Consider the following 11,772-nt stretch of genomic DNA (forward strand, 5'->3'; position numbering starts at 1 on the left):
TATGAGCGATTGGCGAAACCTTATCCGCGTTGGCTTGGTTTCTTCCGTAAACCGAGAAGCCGGTACAGCTCGCGTTACATTTCCAGATAAAACAGATCAAGTGACAGCAGATTTGCCCGTATTGGTGCCAACGACACAACAAGCCCATTACATTACTTTTCCTCAAGTAGGAGAAACCGCTGTTTGTTTATTTTTAGGCAATGGCATTCAAACTGGGTTTATACTAGGGGCGCTATATACGGACCAAAACCCACCTCCAGCCGTAGAACCGAGTGCTCACGGGGTATGGTTTCCCGATGGAAGCCATGTTTATTACGATCCAACGGCAGGCACCTTGCACCTAAAGGCATCCAGCCATGTGCATATCGAGGGTAATTTGGTGGTTACTGGTACCGTTACGCAAGGGGGTAGTTAATCATGATCGGATCTTTGGGGGATGTGGTATTCGTCGCCACAGATGATACCATTCGCACTTTTACCGACTTTTCACGAAAAAGTACGGCACGCTGGGGGAAACATGAAGTTTTAGGCCAAAAGCAAAAATCCCAGTTCCTCGGTCCTGATTTGGATACCATTTCTTTTTCTATGCGCTTTGACGTTAGTTATGGCATGAATCCCTTGCAAGAAATGGAGATTTTACTCGAAATGAACCGTAGCGGACAAGCAGTTGATTTAACGATTGGTGGAAAGTCGCTTGGTGTTGGGTTATGGGTCATTACTTCCCTTGAACAAGCATGGAATGTAATCGATAATCAAGGGAATGTGCTGGTAGGTACAGCAACGATTAGTTTAGAGGAATATATCGTGGGGTGAATGCGGTGGAGTATGAGGTATCCGCTGAAGCTGCTCAGATCGATTTTGGCGCTACAGGTCTTGACGAGATCAATCAAAATGTTCTAACCATTTTGACAACTTGGCAAGGCAGTGTTCCATTAGATCGATCTTTTGGCATCGATGCCCCTATGGATCAGCCACAAGCGGTGATTGAGGCAAGAATGACCAATCGAATATTACGCGCGCTTCGTCAGTATGAACCGCGGATTACCGTCATCAAAATTCGATATGAATATGAAGCGATGAACGGGCGGATTAAGCCTATCATCCGCTACCGTTTAGCAGATGGGGTGATGGTATGAATTTATCCGAATTAAAAGATGTTCAGTTCGTAACGGCGGATGTTACCGAAACGACTGAGAAAATGATAACTATATTTGAGGCTTTAACGGAAAGAAAGCTGTACCCAGGCGACCCGGTACGGCTTTTTTTATTATCGATTGGGTCCATCATTGTGCAGCAGCGAGCATTGATCGATCAAACAGCCAAACGAAATTTATTACGTTATACCAGCGGTGATTATTTAGATCATTTAGGAGCCTTTGCCGAAACACCGCGGCTGGATGCTGTTGCTGCTATCACTGTATTACGTTTTTTTCTGTCCGCCATTCGTCCTGATCCGGTCCTGATCCCAATTAGAACGCGTGTCGGCGTGAAAGGGGGAAGCATTGTCTTTGAAACAACCGAAGTCAAAGAAATCCCCCCCGGCAGCCTTTTCATTGATATACCTGCTATTTGTACCCTAGCAGGGACAGCAGGCAACGATTTTTTGCCTGGACAAATTGTGCAAATTGTGGACCCTATCGCCTTTATATCCCAAGCATCGAATCTGACGACAACCAGCGGTGGTGCGAACCGCGAAAGTGATGATGCGTATCGGGTCCGAATCCACGAAGCGCCAGAATCGTTTTCGGTAGCTGGTCCAAGCGCAGGTTATCGGCATTGGGCAAAGACAGTGAGCTCCGCCATTATTGATGTTGCTGTTTATTCCCCAGCGCCAGGTGAAGTGCATGTGGTGCCGTTAATGGATGGCGGGGATGTCCCGTCTGGAAGCATCCTTACTGCGGTTAGTACTGTCTGTAATGACAAAACCATTCGACCATTAACCGATCATGTGACCGTCAAAGCACCCACGGTGGTTCATTACCATGTAGCAATTCAATATTGGATCGACATTAACGATGCTGTTGACGCTGCACGTGTTCAAACAGCAGTTACGGAAGCTGTCAATGGCTTTGTACTGTGGCAAAAATCCAAACTGGGCCGTGCTATCAATCCGTCTGAACTTGTCCGCCGAGTGATGCAAGCTGGGGCGCGCCGAGTCGATATAACGGATTTGGTGCATACGCCAGTTGGCGCTTCAGAGGTTGCCATCGCAGATACCATCGAAATCCATTATGGAGGGCTTGAAGGTGATTAACTTAGACCAAATCCAATTAATTAACATCCTTCCGCCCAATCTCCGAAATGACCCAAACATTGCAGCAGCAGCCAAAGCCATTGATGGTGAACTGCAGGATTTAAACGAATCCATTCGCAAGCTGGACATTTTTTCACGGTTGGATACGTTGGAAGCGGCCGAAATCGATGAATTGGCGTGGCAATATCATGTTGATTTTTATGACGCTTCCCTTCCCTTAGAGACCAAGCGATTACTCGTAAAGAATAGTTATGCTTGGCACCGGCGTAAAGGTACACCCTCAGCCGTGGAAGAACTGATAACAACCATTTTTGGTGACGGTCAAGTAGAGGAATGGTACGACTTTGGCGGTGAACCCTACACTTTTCGTGTGGTGACAACCAATCCCAAAGCCACCAACGAACAAGCGCAAGAGTTTATCAAAGCATTGAATTCAGTCAAGAATGAACGATCCTGGCTTGAAAGCATCCAGGTTTCCATCACAGATGAAATGAATCTTCATATCGGCGGTGTGCTGCACATCGGAGAATTTATGACAATAAAGCAGGTGGTATAAGTGGGAGCTTTTGGCGGCTTAATTTTAACAAAAAGTGGTTTAGCGCTTCAATCCAAGGTGCAATTAGGGACAACGCTTCATTTCACACGAATCGCGATGGGTGACGGCAGCTTGACCGGTCAATCTATCGTTGATTTAAAAACCATGATTAGTGAGAAAAAGTCTTTGCCCATTACAAAGGCTGAGAAATTACCCAGTAATCAGGCAGTCGTTGGTGCGGTTTTAAACAATCAGGACATATCAACAGGTTTTTATTTCCGTGAAATCGGTGTGTTTGCCCAAAATCCAGACGGGGGAAGCGAGATCCTGTATTGTTATGCGAACGCTGGTAAAGATGCGGAGTATATCCCAGCTGCAGGCGGCGCGGATATCCTTGAACGGTACATTAATGCCATTGTCATTGTGGGGAATACAGCCAATATATCGGCTACAATCGATCAGTCATTGATCTATTTGACGATGCAAGATTTTAATCAGCATGTAAATGATAAAGCAGCTCATGGTGCTACACCTGCAGCAACAGCAAACGCGATTGTGCGCCGCGATGATGCAGGCAGATTTAAAGCCAGTGCTCCAGCTGCAAGTGATGATGTGACTCGAAAAGCAGAGGTGGATGCGGTTCAAACCAATCTGACCAATCACACGAATGCTGGCACAGTCCATGGCTCTACTCCTTCGGCCACACCTAATGCAATAGCCCAACGGGATGCAAACGGGAGGCTTAAAGCAGCTGCACCGGCTGCAAGTGATGATGTGGCTCGAAAGGCGGAAGTGGATGACATTCGTTCAGACGCTACGAAGCCATTCAGAGTTGAGGTAAGGACTACTGATCCAGTCAACCCAGAACCAGGTCAAGTATGGTGCCGAGAAGATCTGTTGTTGTAGGAGGCAAATAACTTATGGCAGTGGCAACTTTATATGCAAATAAATCCACATGGTGTAATTATGAGTACAGATCTAACTCGTATGTTGTTACTTTAAATTCAACAGGCACCCCCCAGTTATCATTTTATGGGACGTATGACAGTGACAATGGCGACTATCAAGACTTGCAATACATTGACTTTAATTGGAACGACTTGCCTGCTAATGTAGTCATAAACAGTGCAGTCTTGCGATTATACGGGAATTCAAAGAGTGGCAACGTTCAATATAAATTTTCACGAATAACTAGCGGTTGGTCTGCTGGAAACCGTCCAGATTTTACCGACGGAAATGCTTTGACGGGGTACACAAATACACTCGCCGTAAATACTTATAATGATTTCAATGTAACTCAGTTAGTCAGGGACATGGGCAATAGTAGGCTTGGGTTCAGACTCGCAAAAGCCGATAATACAGGTGAATTTGGTGGATTTTATTACCAAGGCATAGCCGGTGCTAATAAGCCATATTTAGTGGTTGATTATACAATACCAAATGTATCTCCAAATGGACCATTACTAAATACTCCGACAAATGGCGCATGGTATAACTCTCCACGCCCATATTTTACATGGGCATTCAGTGATAATGATGCAGGAGATTATCAAAGCGCGTTCCAAATCCAAGTATCAGCAGATTCAAATTTTGCTAGTGGTTGGGTAGGAGACACGGGGTATACGCCAGGCTCGAGGCAAGATTGGACATGGACACATGATCTTGGCGATGGCGTGTATTATTATAGAATTAGAACATGGGATAGTAAGGGGTGGGAGGGTCCTTGGTCATGGGTTCCAGTCTTTGGAATAGATGCCGGTAAACCATCGGTTTCTATTACATCACCTCCTAACAATCATTCACAAAAAGACCAAAATATAGTTATATACTGGGAATACACTGATAACACCGCTCAAAAAGGTTTCAATATTGAAATTGTAAATAAGGAATATACAGCCACAATATGGAGTAGCGGTTGGAGATATGAAACCGATAGAAGAAGCTATGTGTTACCTAAAATGGGTGATAATATTAGCTTTTTTGTACGTATGTCTGTTATGGACCAGGGCGGTAATATATCAGGTCCCATTGAATCCACTAACAGGTTTTATTCCATAGACAATACAGCTCCCAATATTGGCAGTGTCTCAGGTCAGCAATACAATAGCAACATTGGAAATACTACTAAAATATATGCTTATAACGTTACTGATAATGTAAGTGTAGTTGCAGTATCCGTGTGGCTAACAAGACCTGATGGGTCCGCTTATCAAATTGATAATGCAACCTATGACGGAAATTGGTATACGGTAGTTTCTTGGAATGGATTAATGCAAGGAAATTGGGGAATAGATTTCAGAGGTCATGATGCAGCTGGCAATATAAGTGCAATGGCAAGAGCGTATGTGTATGTTGATTCAACGCCTCCTACAATAGGAAGTGTTGCAGGAGATCAAAATAATCGTACAGCTAACCCACAATATACCACCACTCAAGCTAATGGTTCTTTTAGGGTGTGGGCTAAAGATGTTGTCGATAATGGATCGGGTATTAACCGTGTACAATTTCCTACTTGTAACTATACACAATCAGGTGGAGCTACTTGGTTGTGGTTTGATGGAATTAGGGAGGCAGGCACGAACAATTGGTACTGTGATATACCAATCAATCAGTTCGGAAATGGTGAAGGGGAATATTTAACTGATCCATATGCTTTTGACAATGCTGGTAATCAAGTACAAGCGTCACAACCGAGGGTGCGGACATTCGTTGATAGAACAGCTCCAACTATTACAAGTGTTCAAGGCTATTCATATACGAATCAAACATCAGGTAATAGGCGCGTATGGGCATATGGCATTCAAGATAATCTATCAGGAATATTTAATGTTTATTGTAATTATACGCCACCAGGACAAGCAACTGTTAACGGTGTAGTTGGTGTACAGTCAGGTTCTGACTATTATGTTGACATTCCGATTACGGGAGAAGGGGAGTATAAGGTAGATTTTTATTGTCAAGATAAATCTGGAAACTGGATGATTGGAAGTAAGGCGGCCTATTTCTTTGTCGACTCTCAACGAGCTAACGATCCGAACATTTCCGTGGTTTGGGGGCTAACGGATGCCACATTCACATGGAGTGAATTCAGCGATCCAGCCCCGTCTTCAGGTAGGGCTACAACAGATTTCTATCTCGGAGAGTGGAACGGATCGAGCTGGGTCGGGACTCCGATGTTCAACGGTCAGGATATCGGTAATGTGACGAGTAAATATGTGCCTGGTTTGAAGCAAGGTACTCGTTATCGATTCACTGTAACCTACCACGATAAAGCTGGGAATGAAAGCTCCTATACCTACCGCGAGTTCATGACCAAAAAGAAAGTCGGAGTGTATCCGGTCGGAGGGAAGAACGGATCAGTGATTTTGCTGTCCGTTTATGACCCGACATCGGGGGTACTTGGTTCTAAGGCTTTACGCGTGGGATTGAAGTCGGGCGGGGTCGGATGCTTTGAGTTAGTGTCAACAACAGACCCTAATGCTTCTGCATATCGCATAAGCAACAAAGCCATATCAAAATAAAGGAGCTTAAAAAATGAATAGACAATATCTTTTAAAACGAAGTCCCGAAGATTCTCGGGACTTTTTTCGCGTTCCCAAGTATTCCATTCTTCCGGATGAAGTGGATTTACGTCCGAATGATGTACCCATTTTTGACCAGGGACATATCGGTTCCTGCACAGCAAATGCAGGCTGCGGATTAAGAGAGTTTCTTCGAAAGCGTGAGGATGGTTTAAGCCTATATTTTAACCTCTCTCGCCTTTTTCTCTATTGGCACTCTCGGGAAATGAGAGGATGGGAGAATGAAGATAGCGGGGCTTTCATTCGTGACATGATGAAAGTGTTAGCAGATATCGGCACATGCACAGAGTCACGCTTCCCTTACATCCAAAACACTTTTCGCGATAAACCGACAGCAGAGGCGGAAGCAAATGCTGGGGAGCATCGAATCAAAGAATACCACCGCGTTTTTGATTTGAACGGCTTTAAATCGGCGCTTGCTGAAGGATTTCCGGTTGTATTTGGGTTCGATGTCTTCCCCGACTTTGAATCGTGGGAAGTGGCTCGTACTGGTATTATGCAGGACTATCCAGAGAATGCAGTTTCTCATGGTGGACATGCTGTGTTAGCGGTTGGATACAAGAAAATCAACGGCAAAGATTACTTCATTGTTCGAAATAGTTGGGGAGAAGCTTGGGGCGATAAAGGCTATTTTTATATGCCCGAATCGTATTTCCCCCATATTTACGATATGTGGACAGCAACTCTATAAATAATTGAAAGGAGATATTGAAATGAACTTTAAAGATATTGGATCACTGGCTGTAGGAGCTGCAGCAGGGGATAGCGCTAGACAATTTTCGTTCACGGGTATTGTTGCATTCATTAGTACAATTGTAAGTGATTACTTGGGCGGATGGGATTCGGCTTTAAAAGTGTTGGCTTTCTTGATGTTTGTTGATTACTTAACAGGCGTGCTAGGAGCATTGAAGTCAAAAACCCTAAATAGTGATGTCATGTTTTGGGGTGGTGTCCGTAAGGGCATCGTCTTTTTGGTTATTGCTTTGGCTGGTATGTGTGACCAGTTTGTAGGAGGGCAAGCCCCGATATTCCGCACTCTTGCACTATACTTCTACTCTGGTCGTGAGGGATTGTCTGTTATTGAAAATCTAGGTGTGCTAGGTGTACCTATGCCTGCAGCGTTGACACAATTCTTAGAGCAATTGAGGCAGAAAGGGGATCAATCAAGTGGCAAAGGGATTTGATTGTGCAACACCACTTAGTTTATATAAAGCCAAAGAATTTTTCGAACAGGGGTATTCATTTGTTTGCAGATACCTTGCTCCAGAGGGTTCTTGGAAACGGCTTTCAGCTTCTGAGGCCCAACATATTACAAGCGCTGGCTTATGGATTGTATCTGTATTTGAGCGTGGAGCCGACAATGCACTAGCTGGAGCTGTACAAGGGGCAGAGGATGGCAAGCTTGCCTTACAGTATGCACAGGAGATCGGACAGCCCGAAGGGACGGTCATTTATGCGGCCGTGGATACAGATGTGAACCCCTCTCATTACGATGTAATAGAAGCGTATTTACGAGCATTTGACGAGCAGATTACCGGCTATGAGCTTGGTGTGTATGGTGAATATGAAATTTGTAAAGTAATGCAGGAGCGCTGCATCGTTTCCAAGGTGTGGCAAACCTATGCTTGGAGCCGTGGAGCCAAGCTAGATAATCCAAACATTTACCAATATCAAAATGACATCGTTGTTAATGAAACTGGGATTGATCTTGATGAATCTAACGGCGATGCTGGAGGGTGGAAAACAGGCATGGCAATTAAAAATGCAGTTCCAGAACTACCAACTGCTATTGCAAATAATATCATTGATTCGTATTTGTCTCTTGCATGGGAAAATTGTGAGAAAGAGCGCTATCTTGCCATGCAGGAAGGACGAACCCAAGACGCTGCAGCGTGGATGAATTTGCGAGATTGGCAACACAGATTAGCGAACACACTCCGCAGATCATCAGGTCAATTAGTAGAATAGACTAGACAAAGCCCTCTATCCTTTGGGATGGAGGGCTATTTTTATTTGAACAGTTTTTTAATTAGAGAAAAAATATCAAACGTTGTTCGCTTATACACCTTATTATATACGTATTTTTTGGGGCTTCTAAGCCATCCATAACCCCTAGGTATCTTAATCCCCAGCTGATGTACAACCTGCCTTTTAAGGCTCGTTCTAGCTGCTACACGTTTCTTAATACTAGGCTTTCTCATGCCGAACTTCATATAATCCCCCCTAGTAACATGCTATGTATCTCATAATATACCACTTTTCATAACAAAATTACCCATTTTCTTTACTGTTTATTTGACGCGCGACAAATAAAGTGATATAATAAGAGTGTGGAAAGGAGGTGAACAAGATTGGATGTGAACCAAATGAAAGATGTGGCTGCCATCATCTTCTATACAGCAGGAGCAATTAAACTGATTATAGAAATCCAGAAGATGAGGAAAAAGAAAAAGCGCCTCAAAAAGAGACGCAGCCGCAAATAAAACCTTGAAGGGGAGGGCAGCCTCCCTCCTCTTCAAAATCCATTATATCACATCCAACCAAATTATGAAGAGAATCACAACCGCAACGGATACTCTGTTTTTCATTATGGCGATACTGTATGTGCTTGATCTGAATTTCGGTCAACTAACCGGTATACAGTTGGGCGCTTTAAGCATCATTACAGTATGGATCGTACTATTCATTACAAAGCTACTCATCAAGGAGAAATGAGCATGATGTATCAATTTGAATCCAAACAAGCATTGGTCGAGTTTCTAGCCTCGGAAGTCATCGACACTTCCGAGGCACTGGAAATCCTCGAGTGCAAACGCCAAAACTTAAGTTATCATGTAGCACGCGGCAACATATCACCTATCAAAGCACTGAAGAAAGAAACGCTTTATTTAAAATCTGATGTATTGAAATTGCATGAAACCATGCAAAAAAGAAAGCTCTAGATCTATCTGAATTAGAAAAAGCCGCTTGATGGAAGCAAGCAGCCTTTAGGGAAGAGAAACTTTGGTCGGTACCTCTCCCACTCCATCTTATCAGAAATAAGGAGTGTTGAACATGATATATACATGGTGGTGGCAATCATACTTGGCAGCATACTTTTTGTTTTGGTTTTATTAACGGTAGCATGGTGCATCCAGAATGGCCGGCCTGGGCAGATTCACCAATCGTTCACGGCCAATGCCCATATAAAAGGAAAATTTAGGGCGAACGTTTAACAGGATATAATGTTGAAGAATACATGATCCTTCGTAATACGATAGCTCAGCAGCCCTGATATTTATCGGTTAGTAATGAATTAAATCTTATTCAAAATGCCGCAGGGTCCTTATTTAGACGATTTATTAAAAAAACGTAAACTTGCCCATGTCGGGCTTCATTTGACTGAATAAATTACAAAGTACCCATCATTTTGCTGCAGGAGAGGGATCTTACATTGAAAAGAAGCATTCATAAATTAATGCGAGGTAAAAAGGTTATCGGAATAGGTTCGTCGCGAATCGTGTACGATTGGAATCATAATTATGTATTGAAAGTTGCCAAATCGAAACTTGGAATCAGATGTAATCGTACAGAAGTTACCATCTATCGATCATCTCCATCACAGGTGAGAAGACGTCTTAGTGCTGTTGTAAAACATGGGAATGGTTATAGATGGCTGATCATGAGAAAAAATGTTCGAAAATTTTCCAGGACGAGCGAAAGTGTATACAGAATCGACAAGCTGAGAGAAAGATTCGAGAGGTACGGTATCATCCCCCATGATCTGAGAGTGTATAAGAACGGACACTATACAAACTTGCGTCTGAAACACAACGGAAAGATTGTTGTTATAGATTACGGACATTTTATAAATACGCCATGGCAGGGTTGATCGGAAGATTGAAGTATAAAACATCAAATTGAACAGAAATTATTCCAAAAAAAAAATCCCCACTGGCCTTTAGAGGCTGGTAGGGATTTTTTTCATTCATGCACTATATCTTTGCTGGCAAGTAAAAAATAGCACTGCTGATCAACGGCAGTTATTACAACACGCCCTGCGGTATCATAATCCATATCTAAAATATCCGCAGCGGTCAGGGTAATTAATTCATGTGTTTCCCGATGTATAGCATGGTACAACATAAAATCACTCCCTCTCTAGAATAAAATCCACGAATACCGGCGAGCGCAGGAGCCCTGCTTTTGTCCAGTTCCTTATCTTAACCTTCGCCTTAATCCGCGGCTCAAGATAAAAGTAATCACGGTCTTCTCCACGGAATAGCTGGTCTTTGACGCCATAAAAGGCCATCTTATGATGGGGTGTTACTCCAAGCTCAATCACTCCTAGTGGTCGGCCTCTTTCATCTGCTGCCAACCATCCGAAGTCTCCTTTCCTATATCCTGAAATAAACACCTCTGTATATGTCCAGTTGATTATTTTAAGCCACGCGCTAGACCGGCTGCTAACGTAAATTGAGTTAGAACGTTTTGCAACGATGCCTTCCATTCCTAAAGATTCGATTTGAGAATACAGCTGCTCACCTTCAGCCTCAATCGATGGAACTAGCGCCATATGAGGGTTTCCGAAGTCCAAAGTAGATAACAACTCTTTACGCTTATGTAATGGATAGCCGCGGAGATCCTCACCCTTATAACGGAGAATATCGAAAATAACATAATTAACTGGTCGTAGCTCTGCAGCCCTCAGGACTTTATCCGGTTTACGCAGAGAAAATCGCTCCATTATCGCCTCGAAATCCACATGGCCAGCTTCGTCCGTAGTTGCTGCCTCACCATCTAGGATGACATCATCAAGTTCTATAGTTTGAAGCTCAGGATACTGGCGTGTGCAATCGTTATTGTGACGAGTATATAAGCGCGGCTGATCGCCGTCGATACGCGATAAAAGAAGTCGGTGACCGTCTATCTTCGGCTCGAACACGTAATCCTCATCGGAGAAAGGAGCCGATGCTGTCTCAAGTAACATGGGGGATATAAACACGTACAATCACCTCTAAAGTAATTATAGCTGTGATATATGCATCAAGCAGGCGGTAAGTATTGGCAGGGTCCAAGTTTGCAGTTAAAATGAGGGAAAACTAGAAGGGGACAAACACTAAATGAAACATTATAAAGGCTTCCGAGTGCTTACATCACCTATCCACCTACACACGGCCGCAGCAAATAAGACTCCAGTTCTCGTATTTCAAGAGGAAGAATTGATCGGCAGCGGCGTCATTGAGGAAGTTACGGAACTGTCAGTTAAGATAAATAAAGATCGATATATGCGTGAGGTATGTAAGTTTGTCTATGTAAAATAGACAAACCTATTTCGGCAGCTGCATGAAAACAATGTCCAACTAAAGCATATGGGTAAGCAACAGTCGGTATTTAAACTGCTTGGAAAGCTGGCGCGAATC

15 protein-coding genes are annotated in these 11,772 nt (G+C 43.5%); 13 read left to right on the top strand and 2 right to left on the bottom strand.

Features of this window, described 5'->3' with window-relative positions:
- Position 1: 1 nt before the first annotated feature.
- From BP97_RS0126135 to BP97_RS0126200, 12 genes are all read left to right on the top strand, one after another.
- A complete protein-coding gene (locus BP97_RS0126135; protein WP_028551760.1) occupies positions 2-415 on the top strand; it encodes a phage baseplate assembly protein V in 414 nt (137 codons plus the stop codon).
- Positions 416-417: 2 nt separating this feature from the next.
- Positions 418-813 carry a phage tail protein gene (locus BP97_RS0126140; RefSeq protein WP_028551761.1) on the top strand — a complete coding sequence of 132 codons (396 nt, stop codon included), beginning with the start codon at positions 418-420 and terminating at the stop codon, positions 811-813.
- Positions 810-1,136 carry a GPW/gp25 family protein gene (locus tag BP97_RS0126145; protein ID WP_051620979.1) on the top strand — a complete coding sequence of 109 codons (327 nt, stop codon included), beginning with the start codon at positions 810-812 and terminating at the stop codon, positions 1,134-1,136. Before BP97_RS0126140 ends, BP97_RS0126145 begins: the two co-directional genes overlap by 4 nt.
- Positions 1,133-2,254, top strand: a complete 1,122-nt coding sequence (locus BP97_RS0126150; protein WP_028551763.1) for a baseplate assembly protein — start codon at positions 1,133-1,135, stop codon at positions 2,252-2,254. Before BP97_RS0126145 ends, BP97_RS0126150 begins: the two co-directional genes overlap by 4 nt.
- The gene (locus tag BP97_RS0126155) at positions 2,247-2,810 is read left to right on the top strand and encodes a phage tail protein I (protein WP_028551764.1); all 564 of its coding nucleotides are present in this window, start codon (positions 2,247-2,249) and stop codon (positions 2,808-2,810) included. Before BP97_RS0126150 ends, BP97_RS0126155 begins: the two co-directional genes overlap by 8 nt.
- Positions 2,811-3,695: a phage tail-collar fiber domain-containing protein gene (locus BP97_RS0126160; RefSeq protein ID WP_028551765.1), complete on the top strand. Its 885-nt coding sequence runs from the start codon at positions 2,811-2,813 to the stop codon at positions 3,693-3,695.
- 14 nt (positions 3,696-3,709) lie between these two features.
- Entirely contained in the window at positions 3,710-6,310 is a 2,601-nt protein-coding gene (locus BP97_RS0126165) for a DNRLRE domain-containing protein (protein WP_028551766.1), read from the top strand.
- Positions 6,311-6,323: 13 nt separating this feature from the next.
- Positions 6,324-7,061: a C1 family peptidase gene (locus tag BP97_RS0126170; protein ID WP_028551767.1), complete on the top strand. Its 738-nt coding sequence runs from the start codon at positions 6,324-6,326 to the stop codon at positions 7,059-7,061.
- A 22-nt stretch (positions 7,062-7,083) separates the two neighbouring features.
- Complete coding sequence (locus BP97_RS0126175; RefSeq protein WP_051620980.1) at positions 7,084-7,554, top strand: phage holin family protein; 471 nt, start codon at positions 7,084-7,086, stop codon at positions 7,552-7,554.
- The gene (locus BP97_RS0126180; RefSeq protein ID WP_028551769.1) at positions 7,538-8,338 is read left to right on the top strand and encodes a DUF1906 domain-containing protein; all 801 of its coding nucleotides are present in this window, start codon (positions 7,538-7,540) and stop codon (positions 8,336-8,338) included. The genes BP97_RS0126175 and BP97_RS0126180 overlap by 17 nt, the downstream gene beginning before the upstream one ends.
- A gap of 383 nt (positions 8,339-8,721) precedes the next feature.
- Positions 8,722-8,853 (top strand): hypothetical protein, encoded by a 132-nt coding sequence (locus BP97_RS41485; RefSeq protein ID WP_269321930.1) that lies wholly within the window; start codon positions 8,722-8,724, stop codon positions 8,851-8,853.
- A 234-nt stretch (positions 8,854-9,087) separates the two neighbouring features.
- Positions 9,088-9,312, top strand: a complete 225-nt coding sequence (locus BP97_RS0126200) for a DNA-binding protein (protein WP_331281325.1) — start codon at positions 9,088-9,090, stop codon at positions 9,310-9,312.
- A 1,021-nt stretch (positions 9,313-10,333) separates the two neighbouring features.
- Here BP97_RS0126200 and BP97_RS40765 read toward each other — a convergent pair.
- Together BP97_RS40765 and BP97_RS0126215 are read right to left on the bottom strand one after the other, a co-directional pair.
- Positions 10,334-10,495 carry a hypothetical protein gene (locus BP97_RS40765; protein ID WP_197035541.1) on the bottom strand — a complete coding sequence of 54 codons (162 nt, stop codon included), beginning with the start codon at positions 10,493-10,495 and terminating at the stop codon, positions 10,334-10,336.
- 4 nt (positions 10,496-10,499) lie between these two features.
- On the bottom strand, positions 10,500-11,354 hold the full coding sequence (locus tag BP97_RS0126215) for an ATP-dependent DNA ligase (protein WP_028551773.1): 855 nt from the start codon (positions 11,352-11,354) through the stop codon (positions 10,500-10,502).
- A gap of 118 nt (positions 11,355-11,472) precedes the next feature.
- Here BP97_RS0126215 and BP97_RS37505 point away from each other — a divergent pair, with 118 nt between their 5' ends.
- Entirely contained in the window at positions 11,473-11,673 is a 201-nt protein-coding gene (locus BP97_RS37505; protein ID WP_036746553.1) for a hypothetical protein, read from the top strand.
- Positions 11,674-11,772 lie beyond the last annotated feature (99 nt).

This window comes from Paenibacillus sp. UNC451MF (assembly GCF_000686845.1).
Taxonomy (GTDB): domain Bacteria; phylum Bacillota; class Bacilli; order Paenibacillales; family NBRC-103111; genus Paenibacillus_S.

Coding starts and splice junctions, on each gene's coding strand:
- BP97_RS0126200 (WP_331281325.1), top strand. CDS start 9,088: ATGATGTATCAATTTGAATCCAAACAAGCATTGGTCGAGTTTCTAGCC.
- BP97_RS0126165 (WP_028551766.1), top strand. CDS start 3,710: ATGGCAGTGGCAACTTTATATGCAAATAAATCCACATGGTGTAATTAT.
- BP97_RS0126140 (WP_028551761.1), top strand. CDS start 418: ATGATCGGATCTTTGGGGGATGTGGTATTCGTCGCCACAGATGATACC.
- BP97_RS37505 (WP_036746553.1), top strand. CDS start 11,473: ATGAAACATTATAAAGGCTTCCGAGTGCTTACATCACCTATCCACCTA.
- BP97_RS0126135 (WP_028551760.1), top strand. CDS start 2: ATGAGCGATTGGCGAAACCTTATCCGCGTTGGCTTGGTTTCTTCCGTA.
- BP97_RS0126170 (WP_028551767.1), top strand. CDS start 6,324: ATGAATAGACAATATCTTTTAAAACGAAGTCCCGAAGATTCTCGGGAC.
- BP97_RS40765 (WP_197035541.1), bottom strand. CDS start 10,495: ATGTTGTACCATGCTATACATCGGGAAACACATGAATTAATTACCCTG.
- BP97_RS0126150 (WP_028551763.1), top strand. CDS start 1,133: ATGAATTTATCCGAATTAAAAGATGTTCAGTTCGTAACGGCGGATGTT.
- BP97_RS0126175 (WP_051620980.1), top strand. CDS start 7,084: ATGAACTTTAAAGATATTGGATCACTGGCTGTAGGAGCTGCAGCAGGG.